The organism is Streptomyces sp. NBC_00250, from assembly GCF_036192275.1.
Classification (GTDB): domain Bacteria; phylum Actinomycetota; class Actinomycetes; order Streptomycetales; family Streptomycetaceae; genus Streptomyces.
On sequence record NZ_CP108088.1, the window covers coordinates 8,331,209 to 8,352,295 of the forward strand.

Consider the following 21,087-nt stretch of genomic DNA (forward strand, 5'->3'; position numbering starts at 1 on the left):
CGCCGGGGGCGGACGACCCGGGACGTTCAGGGAAGCCGCACTACTTGTAGAGCGCGGTCTGCGAGGCCGGCTCGTCGAGGTTGTCCTTGGTGATCACCAGGGGAGTGAGCGGCTGGTCCTTGGGCATGCTGTGGTCGCCGTCGAGGTACTTGACGGAGTTTTCGATGGCCAACTGGCCTATCTGGTAAGGGTTCTGTGAGACGAGTGCGGTGAGTGTGCCCGCCTTGAGTTCGGTGACCTCGTTCGGGCTGGCGTCGTAGCCGAGTACCGCGATCTTGCCGGTCTTGCCGGCTGCCTTGACGGCGTTGGCGGCGCCCTCGGCGGTGATGACGTTGGAGGCGAAGACGGCGACCAGATCGGGGTTGGCGGTGATGGCGGCCTGGACGAGGCCGGCGGCCTGCGTGGCGGAGTCGTTGCCGGCGTACAGGTTGGGCAGCACCTTGTACCCGGACTTACCGGCGAATGCCTCCCGGAAGCCCTTCTCACGGTCGTCGATGGAGCTGATCCCGGGCTTGATGTGGACGAACACCACCTTGCCGCCCTGGGGCTTCTGCTTGATGAGTTCCTCTGCGCCGAGCTTGCCGCCCATGGTGGAGCTGGCCGCGACGGCGGTGAAGATCTTGTCGCTGTTGACGTTGTTGCCGGTGGTCATGACCGGGATGCCCTGGGCGACGGCCGCGGCGATCGGGGCGGCGAGCGCGGTGGCATCGGTGGGATCGATGACGATCGCGTCGGGCTTCTTCTGAATGACGGCCTGGAGGACGGGGATCTGCTCGGACGCCTGGAAGTTGGCTGCGCCCTGGACGATCGGGGTGACGCCGGCCTTCCTGGCCGCGTCCTCGAAGCCCTTGATCTCGGTGGAGTAGTACGGGTCACACGTACAGCCGGGGATGAAAGCAATGGTGCGGTGCTTGCCGCCGGTGGTCTCCTGGCCGCCGGAGCCGGTGGTCGAGGAGCACGCCGAAAGGGCGAGAGCAGCGGCTGCGGCCGTGACCGCGAGTGCGACCCGGGTGGTCTTGTGGAACATGGTGCGGTCCGTTCTGTTCACGGGTACGGGGAGGGGGATGCCGGTGACAGCGGGGATACGACGGTGGTTCAGGAGGCCCGTAGCTGCTTGCGGCGCTTGATGTCGTCGACGGCGACCGCGATGATGAGGATCGCGCCGATGGCGACGGTCTGCCAGAACGGCTGGACGTTGACGATGACCAGGCCGTTGTTGAGGACGGCGGGGATCATGACGCCGACGGCGGTGCCGAATACGGTGCCGCGCCCGCCGAAGAGGCTCGCTCCGCCGATGATCACGGCAGCGATCGCGACGAGGTTGTCGGCACTGTGGCCACTGACGGCGCTGGTGGTGAACCGAGCCACGTCGAGCACGCCGGCCAGGCCGGCGAGGGCACCCATGAACGTGAAGAGCACGATCTGGTGCCGGGTCACCTTGATACCGCTGCGGCGCGCACCCTCGGGGTTGGAGCCGATGGCGTAGGTATAGCGGCCGAACTGTGTTCTGGCAAGGATGAGTCCAGCCACGACAGCGATGATGCCGGCGATCCACACGGGCAGCGGCAGCCCGAGCACCTGGCGCATGCCGATGCTGGTGACCATCTGCGGCGGCAGCCCGGTGACGTCGGTGCCCTTGGTGATGACCTGTGCCAGGCCGAGCCCCATGCCGAGGGTGCCGAGCGTGATGATGAACGAGGGAATCTTCAGCCGGGTGACGAGGATTCCGTTGAACAGACCCCACGCCGCGCCAACGGCCACGGCAACGACGAGGCCGAGCGCGATGGCGGCTCCGGCGTTGGGGTATCCGTCCGTCGCGGACCCGCTGACCGCGACGATCACCTTGGCGGCGATGACCTGGCTGAAGACCAGGACGGATCCCACCGACAGGTCGAGTTGACCTCCGATGATGAGGTAGGCGGTGCCGACGGCAAGGAGCATCGTGCCAGAGGCGTTGAACAGGATGTTGCGGAAGTTGTCCACATTGAAGAACGTTGCGCCGGCCTGAACCGAGAAGGCCAGAACGAGGATGACCAGCGCCAGGAAGACCCAGTTGCTCGTCAGTGCGGCGGCTGTGCGACGAACACGGTTCGCCAGGTCCGGACCGGACGCGTCCGTGCCGATGGTGGGGGTGGGTAGATGGGGAGTCATGGCGTGCTTCCCTGCGAGTCGGTCGAGGTTCCGGTAGCCGCGCCGGTGATGGCGGCGACGATCTCGTCGTGCGAGGTGGTGGCGGGCGACAGCGTGGCGGCGGTGGTGCCCAGACGGAGTACGACGATTCGGTCGGCCACGTCGGTCACGAACGGCACGCTGTGGCTGATGACGATGACGGCGATGCCCCGGTCCCGAGTGCGCTTGATCAGCTGGGCGACCTGCTCGGTCTGGACGAGGCCCAGCGCGGCGGTGGGTTCGTCCATGATGACCAGCTCACGGGCCCAGATCCCGGCCCGGGCGATTGCCACCGTCTGGCGCTGGCCGCCGGAGAACATCCGCACCGGAGCCTGGTAGTCCGGAACGCGGGCGCCGAGGGTTCGCAGATAGTCCTCCGTCTCGGTCCGCATCCGCTTGTTGTCGAGAACGCCCACACGGCCCAGCAGTCCCGCCTTGCGGCGCTCACGGCCCAGGAACAGGTTGGCGGGGGCGGATAGGTCGTCGGCCAGCGCGAGGTCCTGGTAGACGGTCTCGATGCCGGCGGCGCGAGCGTCCGAGGGGTTGGCGAAGTGGACCTGTCCACCTCGCACGCGCAGCTCGCCGCTGTCCGGAGTGAGGGCGCCCGACAGGATCTTGATCAGCGTGGACTTACCCGCGCCGTTGTCGCCCATCAGGGCCACGACCTCGCCGGGGGCCACCTCCAGGGACACGTCGGTCAGTGCCGTGACGTGGCCGAAGCGCTTGGAGATCCCGGTGGCCGAGAGCACGGGGACGTTCGGGCCGGAGGTGCCGGGGGATGGTGTCGTATTCGACTGATGCGTCAGCACGAGTCTTCCTCTCTCGTTGGCGACTCAGCTGCTTTCCGCAAGAAGCTCCAGGTGCATCTGCTCGTAACCCGGAGACAGCCTGGCGGTAACGCGGATACTTGCATACAAGTTTTCCAGTATGCAAGGATCACTTTCGTGAAATCGAGTCGAAACCTCTCGCGCAGCCCACCGGCCCTCGCATCCGTGGGTAGTCCCCCTAAGCGTCAGCGAACCTCGGACCGTGTGTACAGGGAGCTGGCCGCGGCCATCCGTGACCTGCGGGTCGAGCCGGGTGCGTCGTTGTCGGAGACGGATCTGGCTGAGCAGTTGCAGGTCAGCCGTACGCCGCTGCGCGAGGCCATCGCGCGGCTTGTCGACGGCGGTCTGGTTTCGGTCGTGCCGCAGGTCGGCACCCGGGTGGAGCCGATCCGGCTCCATGACGTGGAGCAGGCTCGCTTCGTCCGCGAGAGCCTGGAGCTGGCCGCGTTCGCCGCGGCCTGCGAGAAGCCGGAGCGGGACGTCAGCGAACTGCGCGCCCTTCTCGCCGAGCAGGAACGCTGTCACGAGGCCCACGACCTCGACGGTTTCTTCGCCGCCGATGAGGCGCTTCACCGGCAGATCTTCGAGATCAGCGGCTACCTCGGCGCGTGGCAGCTGATGCAGCCCATGAAGATGCACCTGGACCGCTTCCGACGCCTCAGCCTCCCCGACCCCGAAACAGTCCAGGTCCTCATCGACGAGCACACGGCGATCGTGGACGCGCTCGAAGCCGGCGACGCGGTACACGGACCCACCCACATCAGCAGGCACGCCCGCAGGGTCCTGGATACCGCCCCCGGCCTCCAGGGCCGCCACCCCGGGTACTTCGCCGAATGAGCGCCGGACGAGCCGAACAGGCGGCGGTACCGGCCACTGACGGCGGGCTCCGCATGGGGCCCGCATTGCCTCCCTCGCGGAAAGGGTCATCATGAGATTCCTACGTGTGGGCCCGCCCGGCGCCGAGACGCCGGTCGTGGCCACCCCGGACGGCGCGTACCACTGCCTTCGCTCCGTCACCGCAGACATCGACGGCGTCTTCCTGGGCGGCGGCGGAGTGGACCGCGCCCGCGCCGCGCTCGAGGCGGGCGATCTGCCGCTCATCGACGTCACCGGTCGGCGCATCGGCCCGCCCGTCGCCCGCCCGGGCGTCGTGCTGTGCGTCGGCCTGAACTACACCGCCCACGCCGCAGAGTCCGGAGTGCTGCCGCCGGAGCACCCGGTGGTGTTCTACAAGGCCCCCAACACGGTAGTCGGCCCGCACGACGACCTCCTGCTCCCGCGCGGATCGGACCGGACCGACTGGGAGGTCGAACTTGCCGTAGTGATAGGCCGGAAGGCCCGCTACCTGGAGTCGCCCGAGGAGGCGCTCGTCTGCATCGGCGGCTACACCGTCTCCAACGACCTCTCGGAGCGCCGGCTCCAGCTGGAGACCAGCGGTGGCCAGTGGTCGAAGGGCAAGAGCTGCGAGACGTTCAACCCATTGGGTCCCTGGCTACTGACTCCCGACGAGGTTCCCGACCCCCAGGCGCTCGGGCTGCGGTCCTGGGTCAACGGCGAGCCCCGGCAGTCCTCCTCGACGTCAGACATGATCTTCGACGTTGCCACGCTGATTCACCTGCTCAGCCAGGTAACGGTCCTGGAGCCCGGCGACATCGTCAACACCGGCACACCCGAGGGCGTCGCGCTCTCCGGCCGGTTCCCCTATCTCACCGAAGGCGACCTCGTCGAGGTCGAAATCGACGGCCTCGGCCGGCAGACCCAGAAGGCGGTACGAGCATGACGCTGAGGCTCTCCCTCGGTCACATCGATGTCTACGACGACAGGACAGCGACCTTCGCCCATCAACTCGGCCTCACCGGCGTCCAGTTCCACACCCCCAACCTGCTGCCCGGCGAGGCGGGTTACTGGAGCCTGGAGGAGCTGCGGGCGCTGCGTGATCGCTGCGACGCCGACGGGCTGCGGATCGACGGCCTGGAGAACGTCCCCCTGGCCCACTTCTGGAAAGTCCAGCGGGGCCTTCCCGGGCGGGACGAACAGATCGAGAACTACCGCACGACCATCCGGAACATGGGCGCGGTAGGCATAGACATGCTCGGCTACAACTGGCTTCCGACGTTCGTGTGGCGCACCGACATGGACGTGGCCGGCCGCGGCGGCGCCAAGGTCACCTCCTTTGACCTGGCCGACATCGGCGCCGGCAACGCGCTCGCCTCCTATCGCCTCTCGCCCACCGAGCCGCTGGCAGATCCCATATCGGCCGAGCAGATGTGGGCCAACCACCAGTACTTTCTCGACGCCGTCCTGCCGGTCGCCGAGGAAGCCGGGGTACGGCTGGCACTGCACCCGGACGACCCGCCGGTGGACGAGCCTTTGGGCGGCGCGGCGCGCATCTTCAACTCGCCGGCCTCGCTGGCCGCAGCGCGAGAACAGGCGAAGGGAAGCCGGGCCTGGGGACTGGACTTCTGCCTCGGCACCGTCTCCGAGATGGGCGGCGAAGACGCCATCAACGAGGTCATCGATACGCTCGGTCCGCTCGGCGCGATCCACTACGTCCATTTCCGGGACGTCCAGGGAAGCGTCCCGTCCTTCCGCGAGTGCTTCCTCGGCGAGGGCAACTACAACCCCGCCCGTGTCATACGCCGCCTCCACGACGTGGGATTCGACGGCTTCATCATCGACGACCATGTACCGGCCATGGTCGGCGACCCCGACACCTGGCTCGACATCTCCTCCGACGCATACTGCAGCCGCGGCCGCGCCCACGCGATCGGCTATCTCCAGGGCGTCCTCAACGCCCTCGGCCTCGACTGACGCGCGATTTGCTCCGGAGAATCCAGTGGAAAGCTCCGGACGCGCACGCGTGGGTTCTCTGGCGATCACGAGAAGCTGGGGCCAGTCTGGACGCGGCAGCCCTCTGGGTTCTGTCTGACAAATCGTGTCGGATCAGGCCGGGCGAGCCGAACCTGACGGGAGGTGGCAGACAGGCCCAAGGTCGGACCCTACGGCCAGGCCGTTTCGTCCGGCACCGGCGTGGCCTGGTGGTAGTAGAGCCGGTACTCCCCGGCGGCGTCGCGGCGCCAGATCGACGAATGGCGGGCGTGCCGGTCCGCGATGCGGGTCTCGTAGGTGAGGTGGACGATGCCGGGGGCGAGGAGCGTGCCCTCGAAGTGCTCTGCGGTGATGGGGGTGCTGTTCTCGGCGCCGCCGTGGAGCGTGGGCAGGGCGGCCACCATCTCCGCATGCGTCCACCGCCGCCCGGAGGCGCCGACCTCGATGAGATCGGGGTCGAAGAGGGCTTCGGCGAGGGGGTCGGAGAGGCGGACGGAGGGGTCGTGGAGGCGTCGCTCCCGGACGATCGCCTCGGTGACGTCCGGATGCTGCGGGAGCGCCTCGGGCGTGTGCAGGCCGTTCTGGATCATGGCGACGTGATGCCCGGTCGCGGCCGGCGGGCCCTGGTGTCGTCTGATAGTTGATCTTGTGGTGGGTCGTGGTGAGCTGACGGATGCGGCATGGGCACGGAGAGCGCCTCTGCTGCCGGGGGTTGATGGACGAGGGCGTCCGTGGCGGGATCGCCGGCAGGTGATCAACAGGGTGTCGTGGCGGTCGCGGACTGGTGCGCCGCGGCGTGACCTGCAGGAACGCTATGGGCCGTGGCAGAGAGTCTATGAGCGGTTCGCCGCCCAAGATCATTTGCCGGACAGGTCCTATGGGCTCTTGTCGATCAATGGTCGAGCCAAGTGAGGGTGCTGGCGAGGGCCATCGCGGCGAGGTAGCGGTCGGGGTGTATGTCGTAGCGGGTGGCGATGCCGCGCCATTGCTTGAGGCGGTGGAAGCAGCTCGACGACGTTGCGGCGCCGGTAGGTGGCCCTGTCGAAGGCGCAGGGTCGTTCCCGGTGCCCTCTGCGGCCGACGAGCTGGTCGGCGCGTTCGGGGACCGTCGTTCTGATCCCGCGCCGTCGCAGGCAGGCCCGGAACGCGCGGGCCGAGTACCCCATGTCTGCGACCACATGGTCAGGCCGGGTGCGGGGTCTGCCCGGCCCCCGCCCAGGGGCGCGGATCTTGCTGATGCCGGCTTCGGTCTGGGTGCAGTCGTTGCGGTTGCCGACGGTGACGAGGAAGGCCAGGGGTCGGCTTCGGCCGTCGCAGGCGAGGCGGAGTTTGCTGATCCGCCCGCCGCGGGAGCGACCGAGGCCGCGTTCCTCGAGCCCCTTTCAGCGGCCGCATGCTGGTGGGCGCGGACGATCGTGGAGTCGATCGCGACCAGCCAGTCCACGTCCGCCCGCGGCTGGGCCGCTGACAGGACGGTCGAAGGTGCCGCCGGCGGCCCAGCGGGCGAACCCGTCCGTGGATGGTCTGCCAGGGACCGAACAGTTCGGGCAGGTCCCTCCAGGGCAGGCCGGTGCGGAACTCGAACGCGATGCCCTGGAGGACCTGGCGGTGATCTCGCCACCGGCCACGAGCTCGGCCCGCAGGTGGAGCAACGGTGCGATCACTGCCTAAGCGGGGTCAGGAATCTCCTCATCCCTCACGACCCGACCAACGATCCGATGATCGGAAAGGCACCCCCTGGGGGCCGCGTCCTGACCCGTCGGACGCCCTCAACCCCTGGCGGGATACTTGGATACATGGCGTGCGATGATGAGAGACGTGAAGACGGAGCGTAGTGGTGTGAACGCAGTGTCGGCGCTGGCGTCGATCGAGCGTCCCAGGACGCGCCAGCGAACCTCCGACCGTGTGTACAAGGAGCTGGCGGCGGCCATTCGTGACCTGCGGATCGAGCCGGGTGCGTCGTTGTCGGAGACGGATCTGGCCGAGCAGTTGCAGGTCAGTCGTACGCCGCTGCGCGAGGCCATCGCGCGCCTCGCGGAGACGGGGCTGGTTTCGGTCGTGCCGCAGGTGGGCACCCGGGTGGAGCCGATCCGGCTGTATGACGTGGAACAGGCGTGTTTCGTCCGCGAGAGTCTGGAGCTGGCCGCGTTCGCCGTGGCCTGCGAGAAGCCGGAGCGGGACGTCAGCGAACTGCGTGCCCTTCTCGCCGAGCAGGAACGCTGTCACGAGGCCCATGATCTCGACGGTTTCTTCGCCGCCGATGAGGCGCTTCACCGGCAGATCTTCGAGATCAGCGGCTACCTCGGCGCGTGGCAGCTGATGCAGCCGATAAAGATGCACCTGGACCGCTTCCGACGCCTCAGCCTCCCCGACCCCGAAACGGTCCAGGTCCTCATCCATGAGCACACGGCGATCGTGAACGCGCTCGAAACCGGCGACGCGGTACACGGCCACACTCACATCAGCAGGCACGCCCGCAGGGCCCTGGAGGATGCCCCGGTCTTCCGGGCCCGTTACCCCGACTACTTCGCGGACTGAGTTCCGGGAACACGGTGCAGGGAGACGCGGTGGCACTCGTGGTGCCACCGTGCCTTCTCTCGCAGGCGTCGTACCGTCGCCGGCTGGAAGCTCCTGGGATACTGGACCTGGGGTCGGCTCCCAGTCCGAGGCCCACTCCAGCCGGGCGATCCGGCACCTTCCGCGGCGTCGGCCATCGCCGTCGCGATCTCCGAACGCCGCGACCAGGCGGCCAACCGCCGGCGCCGAGGGCGCCTCGCAGGCCGGCCGCCCGCCTTCGACAAGGAGGTCTACCGCGACGGCAACGTGGTCGAGCGGCGCTTCGCACGTCTCAAGCCGTTCCACGCGATCGCGACCGGGTTCGACAAGCTCGCCGACCGCCACAGCGCCGAAGTCTTCCTGGCCCCGAAACCAGTCCGTGATCATTTGTCAGACACTGTCTGGAACCCAAGGCCATGTGACCGGCTGCGCTGTGAGCTGCTCGTCGGCTCAGCCGGTGGTCGAGAAGCCGTCGAGCGTCGTGTACGAGCCGGACAGCTTGGTCACGACGATGGTGTGCTCGGCGTTCGTGAGACCCGCCGCCGAGTAGAGGACGACGTTGGCTTTTCGCACTCCGTCGGCGGGCACGGTACTCACGACCTTCTGCGTTCCACCGTCGATGGTGATGCCGATGTCGCCCTGGTCCGTGTACTTCTCGCCATAGACCGCGACGGTCGTGCCGGTGAACTTGTAGGTCGCGGTCGACCCGTTCGCCGAAGCGTAGTGGATGTTGTCGTTGTAGTCGCCGAATCCGCGGTTGCTGTCAGTCGAGAAACCGCTGTAGGCGATGGCGGGATCGGTGTCGTCGACGCGGCCCGCGAGGTCGGGCAAAGCGTGGGTGGGGGTGAATCCGTCCAGCACCGCGTACGAGCCGGACAGCTTCGTCACGACGATCTTGTGCGTGCCCTCATCGAGCCCGCCCGTGGCGAACACGCTGACGTTGCTACGGCGTTGCGTGTCACTGGTGCTGACCCGCTGCTGTGGACCACCGTCGATGCTGACGCCGATGTCACCCTGATCGGTGTTCTCCTCTCCGTATACCTGGATGCCCGTGGCGGTGAAGGTGTAGGTCGCGGTCGAGCCGTTGGCGGTGGCGTAGTGGACGTCGTTGTGGTAGTCGCCTTGAGTTCGGTTGGACGAGAGGCTGAACCCGCTGTACGTGATGTCGGCGTCGGTGTCGTCGACGCGGGCGCCGACCGCGATCTGACCGGCGGTGGTGCCGGCCGGGACCGGTACGAGGAGGAATCCGGTGGACAGGCGCGTGACACCGCTTGCCGGGATGTTCTTCACGTACACCGTGGTCGCGGAGTTGAAGCCCTCGCCTGCGACCAGCACCTGCGTGGCACCGCCAGTCGGCGAGACGTAGGTGATCCTCGGTTCCGCGGTGCCCGCGAAGGTGGAGTTCGCCTCCCGGACACCGGCGCCCGACAGCATGGTGCTGGGGATGTCCGTGGGGCCAGGGGCCGTCGGAATGGTCGTGTTGCCGCTCGCGTGGGTGTCGATCGGCTGGCCGCATGGGTAGTACTGGATCTTGTTGGAGAAGTAGTTGTCGGTGATCCACAGGTGGCCGGTCGGCGAGCATCCGCCTTGGGACGCGGCGCCGCCGGCGAAGCCGACGTTGCCCTTCCAGTTGACCCACTCGGCGCCCGCGTCGTCGTAGTAGGTGAAGTTCGCGGCGGGGCTGCCGTAGGCGACGTTGCCGGGGACTTGCAGACCGTGCGCGAGGGTCTGGACCGGGTCGATGGTCCCGTCGGGCTTGTAGTGGTACTTGGCCTGGTGGCCCTCCACGTACACCGCGCCCCCGTCGTGCCGGACGGACAGGTAGTGGTGGATGAGGTTGTTGCTGATCGTGTTGTCGGCGTTGATGTTGGTCGAGTTCTGCGGGTGGTTCGCGTCATCGACGTGGCCCTGGATCACACCTGCGGTGATGCCGGTGTACGGCAGGTCGTAGAGGTTGTTGTGGGTGATCGTGGTACCGCGGGAGAACAGCAGCGTTATCCCGCACGCGGAGGCGTAGTCGATCCCGATCCTGTGGATGATGTTGTCCGACACCGTGGTCCCGGTGAGGATCTCGTTCTCACCGATTGTGTCACCACTCACGGCGGCCGAGTCGGGCGTGCAGTTCTTCCTGATCCCGTCGGCGTGGGTCGGATCGGTGGGCGTCGGATCGTAGGTGCAGCCGAGAATGATCGCGGTGGAGGCGATGTCGGTGAACTCGTTTCCTTGAATGAGGGTGTTCCTCGACCCGTACATGACGCTCAGCCCGGCGCCGCCGAGCGCCGTGAACCTGTTCCCCTTCAAAGTGACGTTGTTCGACGCCGTGAAGGCCACGTTGCCCAGGGGCTGCGTCAGCGCGCCGAACGGGCAGGTTCCGGCAGGTGAGGAGAAGGTACAGAGGCCTTGGTTCCTGCCGAGCGACATCCGCAGGTTGCTCTGGACGTCGGAGAATCCGCCCGGGCCGGACGGCGCGTTCCACGTGGCATAGGAGAACTGAAGGCCCTGGAAGGTGACGTCGTGCAGTGGTTTGGCCAGCGTCCCGGCGCCCTGCAACAGCGATTCCAGCTTGGGGAGCTTGACGTCGAGCGAGCTCATCTGCTGACCGGCCAGGGGCTGGTAGTAGAGCCTGCTCGCCGCCGAGTCGAGGTACCATTCCCCCGCGCTCAGCAGCGACTTGGCGTTCTGCACCATGGTCGGCTTGTTGTTTCTCGACATCGATGGCAGCAAGCCGCTGGCGTTCGAGAACCCCGATCGCGAGGTGGTGCTCTCCCAGCAGGGCTGCGTCATGTTCAGCGCACCGGTTGACGCCGTAAAGCTCGCGACCCGGCACCGGGAGTCCGTCCACTGCCCGTTGCCACCGGGATAGGTGAATTCGACGCCGGAGACCTGAGCGGCTGTCAGAGCGCCGAACCAGGCCGTCGCGGCGCTGTCGCCACTGATCGTGTACCCCGTCGACGTACCGGTCCACACGCTGTTGAAGCCCAGATCGGCCCTGCTCGCCTGGGAGATCTTCGCCGACTTGCCGTCGACGTACAGCTGCCTGGTCTCACTGCCCGCGGGCACCGGCGCCGACCAGACACCGGAGGTGCCGACCTGCGTCCACCCGGTGACCGTCGTCGCGCCGGAGACCACCGGACGGGCACCCGCAGCCGCCCTCCACACCACGGGGTGTCCGGCGGTGCCGGAGTCCGCCGGACCGAATTTCCATGTGGTGCCCAGTTGGTAGGTTCCGTCCCCGATCAGAACGGTCACATCCGCGCCCGGGGTTGCCGCCAGCTTCGCCCGCACCGCGCTCTGCGCCCCGGTCAGGGAACACGGCGCGGACTGGGAGCACACGGAGCCGGATCCAGTCGGGGACGCGTACAGACTCACCGCTGTCGCGCCCGAGGCGGACGTGCTCGCCCCGAGTCCCGCACCGGACAGCAAAAGCGCCAGCAGGCTTACGCCGGCGGTCAATCGACGTAGATTGGTCCACATCTCGCCACTTCTTTCCGTCAGTCCCGGGCGTCTTGGCGTCAAATGGGCGGACCTTAAATCGCCAGTTTGCGATTAGCTCGAAATCCATTCATCGGCATTACCTGGGATGTTGTCCTAGGTTCATCGTTTCGGGCCCATCGAACATGGGGTGCCTATGCGGCGTGGAGCGTAGATGCGCCGCTACTCTCGGTCGAGAGCTCCGCGGATACCTCTGTGGCGTCCCGACCAGACCTCGCGGACCCGCTGCAGAAGTCCCCTGCGGCCCCGCTCGGTTGACAGCGACCGAGTCGCCCAGACGGCTCGGACAGTCCACCGCCGCGCGTTGTCTGCCACGGCCGCTCGGCCTGGTTGGGCCGCCCAGTATTCCGCAAGATTCATTCAAAATACATGTCTAGACCACTGTTGACACCGGCTCGCGGCCGCACACATCATGAACGCCTCGGACACGTCCGCAGCGAGTGGCGAACCGCCTGTGCGGCATGGGTCCGACGTCTGCCTCACCGACCCGTTCGGCCCGTCGCGAGGAACCCCATCATGAGACGAACGGCGCTGCCGCACGGCCAGAAACTGCTGACTGCCGCCATGCCCACGCTTCCTGCCCGGCCCTCCAGGAGGAGCGTCGCAAGGGCCACCCTGCCGCCGGCGGATGCCAACCGTCTCCCTGTCCATGCCGACGGCCGGCGAACCGTGTGATCGACATCGACCACGGCCGCTCACTTCGCCTGCGTCAGGTCCTGACCGAGAAGCGGACCCGTGCCGGATCGCGGTGCCAGGGCGAGTTCGCCCGGCCGCGACGAGGGCGGCACGGGAGCGCTCCGCCTGCATCCCGCCTCGGCCAGGGGGTGAGGACCGGGTCCAGCCTGGCCTCCCCTCTCCGGGCCCGACAAGCCGCAATCACAGTGACGTTACTCAGTCGTTCTCAAACAGGAGGTTCCGGATGGGTACCAAATGGCGCGCGCGTTTGTCGCAGTCGCTCCTGGCCGGTGTAGTCCTGGTGGCCTTGGTGCCTGCCGTCAGCGCCGCAGAGGAGCAGGCGAACTCGGCGCCGCCGGGCGTGGTGCCCGCACTGCAGAACTGGACGGGCGGAACGGGGCGGCTCGTCCTGTCGTCCGGCAGCAGGGTCGTCGTGCCGGTAGGAGCGTCGGCCGGCCTGAAGGACCTGGCCGGTCAGGTGGCAGCTGACGTGGCTGCGATGACCACGCTGCATCCCCCTGTCGTGATCGGGACGGCTGCGGCCGGTGACATCGCCCTGCGCGTGGACTCCCAGGCCGACTTCGGGTCGGCCAAGCCGCAGTTGCGGCCTGAGGCCTACAGGCTCAGCGTCGGTACCAAGGTCGAGATCGTCGGCGGGAGTGACAAGGGTGCCTACTACGGCTCACGCAGCCTGCTGCAGGCAGTCGTCGCCTCACCAGACCATGTCAGCCTGCCGGTAGGCAGCGCGGTCGACTACCCGGACTACGCCGTGCGCGGGTTCATGCTCGACGTCGGGCGCCGGTTCTTCACGCCCGAGTACATCCAGGCCCAGCTGCGCTGGATGGGCTGGCTGAAGATGAACACCCTGCAGATCCACCTCAACGACAACGGGTTCGCCAGCCACTACGACAACGACTACGCCAAGACCCCGGCCGCGTTCCGGCTCGCAAGCACCAACCCTGCGTTCGCAGGGCTCGCGGCCAAGGACGGTCTGCTCTACGTGGTGCCGTTCGCGAACTACTGCCACGGCCAGGGCCTCGACGGCAGCTACATCTTCAACAGCTGGGCACCCCACATCTTCGGCGGCACCAACAACCTCACCGCGCAGGACCCGAACCTGCTCGGCGCGATGCCCGCGGTCTGGAACGACCAGACGTGGGTGGACTACACCGAACTGCAGGTCCACGGCCTGATCGAGAAGAGTTTCGCAGCGCTCGCCCAGAAGATGTGGTCTCCCACGGCAGGCGGTACCGACTACGCGGCCTTCCTCGCCAAGGTGGCAACGGTCGGCCAGGGCCCGGGCACGGTCTACCTGCCCGACACGATCACCCGCCAGGTCACCCCTGGTGACCTCGCGCAGGGGCGATCGGCGACCGCTTCGTCGTCCGAGGTGAGCACGCTCGGTGCCGCCAACGCCGTCGACGGCTTCGAGACCACCCGCTGGGCCAGCGCCTACAGTGACAACCAGTGGCTCCAGGTCGATCTCGGCAGCGCCAAGACCTTCACCTCGGCCCGCCTGAACTGGGAAGGCGCCTATGGCAAGGACTACGACATCCAGACGTCGAACGACGGCGCCACCTGGACCACCGTGGCCCAGCGACGCGGCCGGACCAGCGCCGGCCTCGACACCCTCACCTTCCCGGCCGCCATCGCCAGGTACGTCCGGATGAAGGGCATCACCCGCGGCACCGCCTACGGCTACTCGCTGTACAGCATGCAGATCCACGCCTGAGGTTCCCCGCGGGATGCGGAGGTGGGGAGTTCTCCTCTCCGCATCCCGCGGCGACCCGTGCGGTCCGTCAGCCACCCGCTGACATCACGATGTCCGTGAGGGCATCGCGCTCGGCGCAATCGGGACGGGATCTTCCGCGGTGGATTCGCTCGAATCGCTGCCGGACGCCGCCCTGAGGGCCATTCCTGCCTGCCCGTGTCGAGAGTGCTCACGCCCGGCGACGTCAACGACGCCACCGCCTTCGGTCAGGTCCTCGACTCGACCTGCGTTTCGCGAGCCGGCACCGGCATCCCGCGCACGACACCGACCCGGGTCCTGCGCGACCGGGTTCGACAAGCTCGCCGACCCTCGGCTTCGCTGTCCACGTGGCCCGCGATCTCGGCACGCCGGTGTCGGGAAGGTGGCAATCGAACTCGCCCGCCTCTGCCCCTCCGTATCCATCACTACCTCGGAAGCCAGCTCGACCTCACGAGATGTCGCCCGCAGAATCGCCACCCGGAGCCGACTCGGCTCCCTGGTCTGGTCCGCGGCGATCAGCCCTGCACTGGTGGGTGGTTGCCGCCAGGACGCCGTACACCAGGGCCACGGACTCTCGGCCTGCTTCCGCAGGGATGTCAGGCGGGCGTTGTGAACCGGCAGCTGCGTTGGGCGACGGCCACCCCGCGCAGACAGGTCGCGCCGGGTGGCGAGTCGTGGCTCTGGCTGGTCACCCGATGAGGCGGGTGGGGGCGGATGCCGGCGGGGAGGTCGGCGTCTTGGATCTCGACGTGCCGTGAGGGTGAAGGCACACCAGAGGGCTGCGAGGTCGTCGCTGCTGACGTCGGTCTTGGCGCCGAGGGGAGCGCTGAAGTCCGCAACACGGAGGACATCACCCCGACTCGGTGGATGCTCGGGTGGCGGTCGTCCTTCGGTGCGGCCGAGGATCGCGACGTGCTCGGCTCCGCGCAGGTGCTCCACTCCCCGTACAGAGGGTGCCTTCGGCGAGCTTCAGCGGCTCGCGTAGCCGGACCAGTTCCGCGTGGAGCACGTCATCGTTACGTGAGTCCGACCTCGCAGGAAGCCGCCGACGTTCTCGTGCTCAGTGGTTCGGCTTTGGCCGCTTTGCATTCTCAGCGCACGGGAATCGAAACGCGGGGGAAATCGAGAGCGCTCAGCAGCTGGTCGGACAGCGTCGCATCAGGCCACGACGGTGGCACGAAAGACCGTGCCCGTGCCGGAGAGGTGGTTCGTCTCGCCGGCCGGTACGAAGACCGACTTGCCGGGGGAGAGGGCCACTCCGCCCGCCTTGGGCCGACCTGCGACGGCGAGCAGGATCTGAGGCGTGGGGGCGGTGAGGTCGGTGGGCGCGTCGTTTTCCGACCGTACGAAGCGGGAGAGCCGGAACTCATCGACGGGGGTGTCGTAGATCTCCTCGCCCGACGCCAAGGACCGGGGGCGCAGGACGGCCGGTTCGTTCGATTCGAAGTGCACGACCTTCAGCAGCTCCGGGACGTCGACGTGCTTGGGCGTGAGCCCGCAGCGCAGCACGTTGTCCGAGTTGGCCATGATCTCGACGCCGAGGCCGTCGAGGTAGGCGTGTGGGACGCCCGCGCCGAGAAAGAGGGCGTCTCCGGGCTGGAGTTGGACCTGGTTGAGCAACATGGCGGCGATGACGCCGGGGTCGCTCGGGTAGTGGTGGGCGAGGGCGGCGTACTGGGCATGGGGGCCGCCGAGGCGGGCGGCGGCTGCCGCGGCCTCGGCGACCGTGTGCGCCATCTGCTCGCGGTCGGCGGTGAGAAGGGCCGTCATGACCTCGCGCAGCGCCGCGTCTTCCGGGTGAGTGCGCAGCACGTCGACGTAGGGCTTGAGGGAGTCGACGCCGAGCGCGCCGATGGTGTTGGCGGCCTCGACGGACGTACGGAAGCCACACAGACCGGTGAACGGAGTGAGGGCACAGATCAGTTCGGGCTTGTGATTGGCATCCTTGTAGTTGCGGTGGGGTGCGTCGATGGGGACCGCGGCGGCTTCCTCTGCGGCGAATCCGGCCTGTGCCCGGGCGAGGTCGGGGTGTACCTGAAGGGAGAGCGGGGCGCCGGCGGCGAGGACCTTGAGGAGAAAGGGCAAGCGCGGACCGAATGTACCGACGGCCGCGGCGCCCAGTTCGCGTACGGGATCGGCGTCGATGACCTCGTTGAGAGGTCCGCGTGCCGTCAGGGACGGAGCGCCGGGGTGGGAACCCATCCATATCTCGGCCTGCGGCTCGCCGGTGGGGGCGGCGCCGACAAGATCCGCGATAGCGGTTGTGGAGCCCCAGGGGTAGGGGCGGACGGTGTTGTCGAGGAGGTCCATCGAAGGTTTCAGCTTTCCACGAGGGGGCTCAGCAACGCGAGGAGGTGCGGTGCGATGAGGCGGAGAGGACCGAGCCCGGCGACGCCGGCCTGTGGCCCAGGGCGACGACGGTGTTCCGGGTGGTCTCCGGCCCTGGTGTCGCCGGGGGAGGCGTAGGCGCGCCGTCGGTGTGCCCGCGGACACCTGCCCGTAGGGACCTCCGAGCCGGCATACGGCGACGCGCGCGCCGGCGGTACCGGCGCGCGCGACCTTGGTGCGGTTACTTGGTGAGTGCGGCCAGCTTGGGGTCGTTGGCGTAGGCCTCGGCCGCGTTGGCCTTGGTCACGATCACCGGCGGAAGCAGGTAGGCCGGGACGACCTTGACACCGTTGTTGTACGACTTGGTGTCATTGACCTGCGGCGCAGCGCCCTCCTGCAGCGCCTTGACCATGTTGATGGTCTCCGCGACCAGCTTGCGGGTGTCCTTGTTGATCGTGGAGTACTGCTGACCGGCCACGATGGACTTGACCGACTCGACCTCGGAGTCCTGGCCGGTGACGACCGGCAGCGGCTTGCCGGCGCCCTTGATCGAGGTGAGGATCGCGCGGGCGAGGGTGTCGTTCGGCGAGAGGACGCCGTCGAGGGTCTTGCCGCCGTTGTAGGTGGAGGTCAGCAGGGAGTCCATGCGCTGCTGGGCGTTCTCGGCCTTCCAGCCCTGGATGGCGGTCTGCTTGACCGTGGTCTGGCCGGAGCCGACCACGACGTCGCCCTTCTCGATGAGCGGCTTGAGGACGTCCATCGCACCGTTGAAGAACACCGCGGAGTTGTTGTCGTCCGGCGAGCCGGAGAACAGCTCGATGGTCCACGGCCCCTTCGGCTTCTTGGCCTTCATGCCCTCCAGCAGCGCCTTGCCCTGCAGCTGGCCGACCTCGAAGTTGTCGTACGCGATGTAGTAGTCCACGTCCGCGGTGTTGGTGATGAGCCGGTCGTAGGCGATGACGGTCGCACCCGACTCCTTGGCCTGCTTCACCTGGGTCGCGAGCTGCGCGGCGTCGGTCGCGCCGATCACGATGACCTTCGCGCCCTTGGTGACCATGGCGGATATCTGGGCCTGCTGGTCGGCGACGGTGGTCGAGGCCCCCGCGTACTGGACGTCGGCCTTGAAGCCCGCCTCCTTGAGCCCGTTGACGAACAGGTCACCGGCGAGGACCCAGTTCTCCGAGGTCTTGGACGGCATCGCCACACCGATGAGGGAGTCGGCCGCGAAGCCCTTGGCGGAGGCCGCACCGCCCCCCTGGCCGTCGCGCTCGTTGGAACAGGCGGTGGCGCCGAGCGCCAGCATGGTCACGGCACCGACCGCGACTGCCTTCATGAAGAGGTTGCGCATGGTGAATTCCTTTTTCGTGGGCTATCGCGGGAGGTGAGTCCAGCGGGAGGTGTCCGCCTAGACGGAGGTCTTGCGGTGCGTCAGCGGGCGGACGGGGGTCCGGTCGCTGTCGCTGGGTGAATCAGGCCGTTCGGCCGTGGGCGATGACCCCTGGCGGCGGAACGGACGTGTGAGGGAGCCGATGACCGAGAAGCGGCCCTGGCTCTTGTTGTAGACGTCGAGTGCGACGGCGAGCAGCAGCACGAGGCCCTTGATGATCTGCACCAGGTCGACGCCGACCCCCATGAGCTGCAGCCCGTTGTTGAGCAGCGCCATGACCAGGCCGCCGACGATCGAGCCGCCGATGGTGCCCAGGCCGCCGGAGACCGCCGCCCCGCCGATGAACACCGCCGCGATCGCGTCGAGTTCCCAGCTCAGCCCGTCCTGTGGACCGGAAGCCGCCGAGCGGGCCACGAAGATCATGCCGGCCAGGGCGGAGAGGATGCCCATGTTCGTCATGACGAGGAAGTTGACGCGCTTGAGCTTCACTCCGGACAGCTCGGCCGCGCGTGCGTTGCCGCCCACCGCGTAGATGCTCCGGCCGCCGACGGTGTTGCGGGTGTAGAAGGAGTAGGCCAGCACCAGGACGATCAGGATGATGCCCGACACCGGCAGGCTCGTCCCCACGCGACCGCCGGCGAAGCGCAGCGTGGCGAAGACGATGACGCCCACCATCAGGGCCAGGCGTACGCCGGAGATCCACAGGGGCGCGTTCTGTGTGCCCATCTCTCGCCGAGTGCTCCGGGCACGCGACTCCCGCCACACCACGGCGACACAGGCGATGATGCCCAGCAACAGTGTCAGGTTGTTGTAGCCGGTGCTGGGGCCGACCTCGGGCAGGTAGCCCGCGCCGATCTCACGGAAGCCCTCGGGGACCGGGACGGTGTCGGCGTTGCCGATGAACTGATTGCCGCCACGGAACACCAGCATGCCCGCCAGCGTGACGATGAACGCCGGGACGCCGACATAGGCCACCCAGAATCCCTGCCAGGCCCCGATGGCCGCGCCGACCACCAGGCCGAGCAGGATCGCCAGCGGCCACGGCAGGTCGAAGTGCTGCATCGACTTGGCGACCACGATCCCGGTGAACGCCGCGATGGAGCCGACCGAGAGGTCGATGTGCCCCGCGACGATCACCATCAGCATCCCGATGGCGAGGATGAGGATGTAGGAGTACTGACTGACGACCGCGATGAGGTTGCCCGATGTCAGCGTGAGCCCGTTGGTCAGGACCTGGAACAGGAGGATGATCGCCACCAGGGTGAAGATCATGCCGAACTGCCGGCTGACGGAGGTGCTGCCTCCGAAGAGGTTCTTCTTGACTTCTTGGAATCCGCTCATGACACCGGCATCTTCTTGGTAGTGGTCATCTGGGTCATCAGGCGTTCGGGGTCGACATCGGCGCGTGCTACCTCGCCCGTGATGGTCCCCTCGAACATCGTGTAGATGCGGTCGCACAGACCGATCAGCTCGGGGAGTTCCGAGGAGATGACAACGACTCCCCGGCCCTGCGCGGCGAGCCGCTGGATGATCCCGTAGATCTCGAACTTCGCGCCGACGTCGATACCGCGTGTCGGCTCGTCGAGGATCAGCAGGTCCGGGTCGGTGAACATCCACTTGGCCAGGACAACCTTCTGCTGGTTGCCGCCGGAGAGCTTGGCGACGCCCTCATCGACCGTGGGTGTCTTGATCCGCAGATCGCGGCGGTACTCCTCGGCTGTGCGGTACTCGGCGACCTGGTCGATCACACCACGCCGCGCGACCTTGGCGGGCTTGGCCGCCACGACGGAGGTCTTGATGTCGTCGAGGAGGTTGAGACCGATCGCCTTGCGATCCTCGCTGACGTATGCCAGACCGTGCTTGATGGCGTCGGAGACCGACTTCACCTGTATCTCCACGCCGTTCTTGTAGATGCGGCCTCCCAGCCACACCCCGTAGGACCGGCCGAACAGGCTCATCGCGAGCTCGGAGCGACCAGACCCCATCAGACCTGCGAAGCCGACGACCTCGCCGCGACGCACGGTGAAGTTGGACCCCTTGCACACCAGTCGCTCGGTGGAGATCGGGTGGCGCACCGTCCAGTCGCGGACCTCGAAGAGCACCTCGCCGATGTCGGGCGTGTGGTCGGGGAAGCGGCTGCTGAGCTCGCGTCCCACCATGCCCCGAACGATCCGGGCCTCGTTGACCCCGTCGGCCCGCACGTCGAGCGTCTCGATGGTCCGGCCGTCGCGCAGGATCGTGATGGAGTCGGCGATCGCCTCGATCTCGTTGAGCTTGTGCGAGATGATGATCGAGGTGATGCCCTGCCGCTTGAACTCGCGCAGCAGGTCGAGAAGGTGCCGGGAGTCGGCCTCGTTGAGCGCGGCGGTCGGCTCGTCGAGGATCAGCAGTTTCACGTCCTTCGCGAACGCCTTGGCGATCTCGACGAGCTGCTGCTTGCCGACGCCGATGTCCATGATGAGCGTGTCGGGGTCCTCTTTGAGGCCCACCTGCTCCATGAGTTCCAGGGCGCGGCGCTGGGCGACTTTCCAGTCGATGGCCCCGCGCTTGCGCGGCTCGTTGCCGAGGAAGATGTTCTCGGTGATCGACATGCCGGGCACCAATGCCAGTTCCTGGTGGATGATGACGATGCCGGCGTCTTCGCTAGCCCGGATGCCTCTGAAGCGGACCTCGTCGCCGCCGTAGAAGATCTCGCCGCCATAGGTGCCGTGCTGATGCACCCCGCTGAGCACCTTCATCAGCGTCGACTTCCCGGCGCCGTTCTCCCCGCAGATCGCGTGGATCTCGCCTGCGCGCACGATCAGGTCGACCCCAGCTAGGGCAGTCACGCCCGGGAAGGACTTGGTGATCGAGCGCATCTCGAGCAAGGCCGGGGCGGCGCTCATGACAGGAGCTCCGCTCCGCGCCGCTGGCTGGGACGGGACCGAACCGGTCCCAGCGAGACAAAGGGTGATGTTGGCATCGTTTTCTCCCAGATCCTCTCCCGCATCCGGACCGCAGTGAGTGGGGTGACACATCCACTGCTTGGACCTCATGTGCTGCGGGGTGTTGCGTGTGGCGAGACTGTAAATCCA

14 protein-coding genes and 3 pseudogenes are annotated in these 21,087 nt (G+C 67.6%); 7 read left to right on the plus strand and 10 right to left on the minus strand.

What is annotated here, in order from left to right; translation table 11 throughout:
* Window positions 1–40 precede the first annotated feature (40 nt).
* The 3 genes from OG259_RS37535 to OG259_RS37545 form a co-directional block, all read right to left on the minus strand.
* Entirely contained in the window at window positions 41–1,027 is a 987-nt protein-coding gene (locus tag OG259_RS37535; RefSeq protein ID WP_328946321.1) for a substrate-binding domain-containing protein, read from the minus strand.
* A gap of 68 nt (window positions 1,028–1,095) precedes the next feature.
* Window positions 1,096–2,151 carry an ABC transporter permease gene (locus OG259_RS37540; RefSeq protein ID WP_328946322.1) on the minus strand — a complete coding sequence of 352 codons (1,056 nt, stop codon included), beginning with the start codon at window positions 2,149–2,151 and terminating at the stop codon, window positions 1,096–1,098.
* A complete protein-coding gene (locus OG259_RS37545) occupies window positions 2,148–2,978 on the minus strand; it encodes an ATP-binding cassette domain-containing protein (RefSeq protein ID WP_328946323.1) in 831 nt (276 codons plus the stop codon). The genes OG259_RS37540 and OG259_RS37545 overlap by 4 nt, the downstream gene beginning before the upstream one ends.
* A gap of 222 nt (window positions 2,979–3,200) precedes the next feature.
* Here OG259_RS37545 and OG259_RS37550 point away from each other — a divergent pair, with 222 nt between their 5' ends.
* From OG259_RS37550 to OG259_RS37560, 3 genes are all read left to right on the plus strand, one after another.
* Window positions 3,201–3,833, plus strand: a complete 633-nt coding sequence (locus OG259_RS37550) for a GntR family transcriptional regulator (RefSeq protein WP_328946324.1) — start codon at window positions 3,201–3,203, stop codon at window positions 3,831–3,833.
* A 91-nt stretch (window positions 3,834–3,924) separates the two neighbouring features.
* Window positions 3,925–4,776 (plus strand): fumarylacetoacetate hydrolase family protein, encoded by an 852-nt coding sequence (locus OG259_RS37555; protein WP_328946325.1) that lies wholly within the window; start codon window positions 3,925–3,927, stop codon window positions 4,774–4,776.
* Window positions 4,773–5,807: a mannonate dehydratase gene (locus tag OG259_RS37560; RefSeq protein WP_328946326.1), complete on the plus strand. Its 1,035-nt coding sequence runs from the start codon at window positions 4,773–4,775 to the stop codon at window positions 5,805–5,807. Before OG259_RS37555 ends, OG259_RS37560 begins: the two co-directional genes overlap by 4 nt.
* A 188-nt stretch (window positions 5,808–5,995) precedes the next feature.
* On the opposite strand, the gene OG259_RS37565 is transcribed toward OG259_RS37560, so the two are convergent.
* Window positions 5,996–6,415, minus strand: coding sequence for a nuclear transport factor 2 family protein (locus OG259_RS37565; RefSeq protein ID WP_328946327.1), 420 nt, complete (start codon window positions 6,413–6,415; stop codon window positions 5,996–5,998).
* Between the two features lie 58 nt (window positions 6,416–6,473).
* On the opposite strand from OG259_RS37565, the pseudogene OG259_RS37570 reads away from it, so the two are divergent.
* Window positions 6,474–6,674 (plus strand): annotated as a pseudogene (locus tag OG259_RS37570) (transposase); the annotation flags it as partial.
* A 43-nt stretch (window positions 6,675–6,717) separates the two neighbouring features.
* On the opposite strand, the pseudogene OG259_RS37575 reads toward OG259_RS37570, so the two are convergent.
* Window positions 6,718–7,469 (minus strand): annotated as a pseudogene (locus tag OG259_RS37575) (IS5 family transposase); the annotation flags it as partial.
* A 174-nt stretch (window positions 7,470–7,643) separates the two neighbouring features.
* On the opposite strand from OG259_RS37575, the gene OG259_RS37580 reads away from it, so the two are divergent.
* Entirely contained in the window at window positions 7,644–8,363 is a 720-nt protein-coding gene (locus tag OG259_RS37580) for a GntR family transcriptional regulator (RefSeq protein WP_328946328.1), read from the plus strand.
* Window positions 8,364–8,490: 127 nt separating this feature from the next.
* A pseudogene (locus OG259_RS37585) lies at window positions 8,491–8,777 on the plus strand (IS5/IS1182 family transposase); the annotation flags it as partial.
* A gap of 54 nt (window positions 8,778–8,831) precedes the next feature.
* Here OG259_RS37585 and OG259_RS37590 read toward each other — a convergent pair.
* Window positions 8,832–11,630 carry a hypothetical protein gene (locus OG259_RS37590; protein WP_328946329.1) on the minus strand — a complete coding sequence of 933 codons (2,799 nt, stop codon included), beginning with the start codon at window positions 11,628–11,630 and terminating at the stop codon, window positions 8,832–8,834.
* A gap of 1,162 nt (window positions 11,631–12,792) precedes the next feature.
* Here OG259_RS37590 and OG259_RS37595 point away from each other — a divergent pair.
* On the plus strand, window positions 12,793–14,280 hold the full coding sequence (locus OG259_RS37595; RefSeq protein WP_328946330.1) for a discoidin domain-containing protein: 1,488 nt from the start codon (window positions 12,793–12,795) through the stop codon (window positions 14,278–14,280).
* Between the two features lie 1,176 nt (window positions 14,281–15,456).
* Here OG259_RS37595 and manA read toward each other — a convergent pair.
* From manA to mmsA, 4 genes are all read right to left on the minus strand, one after another.
* Window positions 15,457–16,608, minus strand: a complete 1,152-nt coding sequence (gene manA, locus OG259_RS37600) for a mannose-6-phosphate isomerase, class I (protein ID WP_328946331.1) — start codon at window positions 16,606–16,608, stop codon at window positions 15,457–15,459.
* Between the two features lie 259 nt (window positions 16,609–16,867).
* Window positions 16,868–17,974, minus strand: coding sequence for a sugar-binding protein (locus tag OG259_RS37605; protein WP_328946332.1), 1,107 nt, complete (start codon window positions 17,972–17,974; stop codon window positions 16,868–16,870).
* A gap of 57 nt (window positions 17,975–18,031) precedes the next feature.
* Window positions 18,032–19,354 (minus strand): multiple monosaccharide ABC transporter permease, encoded by a 1,323-nt coding sequence (gene mmsB, locus OG259_RS37610; RefSeq protein WP_328946333.1) that lies wholly within the window; start codon window positions 19,352–19,354, stop codon window positions 18,032–18,034.
* Entirely contained in the window at window positions 19,351–20,898 is a 1,548-nt protein-coding gene (gene mmsA / locus OG259_RS37615) for a multiple monosaccharide ABC transporter ATP-binding protein (protein WP_328947294.1), read from the minus strand. Before mmsA ends, mmsB begins: the two co-directional genes overlap by 4 nt.
* Window positions 20,899–21,087 lie beyond the last annotated feature (189 nt).

Coding starts and splice junctions, on each gene's coding strand:
- OG259_RS37595 (WP_328946330.1), top strand. CDS start 12,793: ATGGGTACCAAATGGCGCGCGCGTTTGTCGCAGTCGCTCCTGGCCGGT.
- mmsB (WP_328946333.1), bottom strand. CDS start 19,354: ATGAGCGGATTCCAAGAAGTCAAGAAGAACCTCTTCGGAGGCAGCACC.
- OG259_RS37565 (WP_328946327.1), bottom strand. CDS start 6,415: ATGATCCAGAACGGCCTGCACACGCCCGAGGCGCTCCCGCAGCATCCG.
- OG259_RS37605 (WP_328946332.1), bottom strand. CDS start 17,974: ATGCGCAACCTCTTCATGAAGGCAGTCGCGGTCGGTGCCGTGACCATG.
- mmsA (WP_328947294.1), bottom strand. CDS start 20,898: ATGAGCGCCGCCCCGGCCTTGCTCGAGATGCGCTCGATCACCAAGTCC.
- OG259_RS37535 (WP_328946321.1), bottom strand. CDS start 1,027: ATGTTCCACAAGACCACCCGGGTCGCACTCGCGGTCACGGCCGCAGCC.
- manA (WP_328946331.1), bottom strand. CDS start 16,608: ATGGACCTCCTCGACAACACCGTCCGCCCCTACCCCTGGGGCTCCACA.
- OG259_RS37560 (WP_328946326.1), top strand. CDS start 4,773: ATGACGCTGAGGCTCTCCCTCGGTCACATCGATGTCTACGACGACAGG.
- OG259_RS37555 (WP_328946325.1), top strand. CDS start 3,925: ATGAGATTCCTACGTGTGGGCCCGCCCGGCGCCGAGACGCCGGTCGTG.
- OG259_RS37540 (WP_328946322.1), bottom strand. CDS start 2,151: ATGACTCCCCATCTACCCACCCCCACCATCGGCACGGACGCGTCCGGT.